The organism is Limnospira sp. PMC 1279.21, from assembly GCF_032349615.1.
Taxonomy (GTDB): Bacteria; Cyanobacteriota; Cyanobacteriia; order Cyanobacteriales; family Microcoleaceae; genus Limnospira; species Limnospira fusiformis.
Window position 1 is genome coordinate 1 of record NZ_JARPLU010000506.1, and the last position, 537, is coordinate 537.

The 537-nt window shown below is 48.2% G+C and carries 1 protein-coding gene and 1 pseudogene; both read left to right on the forward strand.

The genetic code is table 11. The features are described 5' to 3' along the window. Positions 1 to 368, forward strand: a pseudogene (locus P5683_RS25680) (IS607 family transposase); the annotation flags it as partial. Further along, on the forward strand, positions 331 to 537 hold a 207-nt coding region (locus tag P5683_RS25685; protein WP_315655129.1), incomplete at its 3' end, for a helix-turn-helix domain-containing protein. The pseudogene P5683_RS25680 and the gene P5683_RS25685, both read left to right, overlap by 38 nt.

The window sequence follows — 537 nt, forward strand, 5'->3', positions numbered from 1 at the left end:
TGTCCAACCTCTACCCCGAAGCAGAAGTCGTCTCAGAAATCGGAGGCGGGCTCGACTTCAAGGGAAAGAAAATGCTGGCCTTACTGGGACATCATTTGTCAGGAGATGTCGGCATGGTTGTCGTTGCCCACAAAGACTGATTGGCAATATGGGGATTTGACTTGTTTCGATGGCTCTATGAGCAAAACAGGTGTTCACTCATGGTTCTCAACCAGACAAGTCTCAGTCCAGAACCAGAAATGGTTGAGGACATCCTCGCCCTCCTCCACTGCTTTAGCTCCCGATTATACGGACGGAGTAAATACAAAACTCAGGTCAAAGAAGATCCGGATTTACCCCAGCCCCGAGCTAAATCAAGTCTGGCGTAAATGGCTGGCTGCTTGTCGGTATTGCTACAACCAAGCAATTGCATTATCCCGGAGTGGTAAACGACTAAGCAAGTTAAAGTTACGCAATAAAGTGATGCAGAGCGACTTGCCTGCATGGGTCAAAGAAACACCCTGCCACATTCGGCAAAATGCCATCTTTGATGCCTAT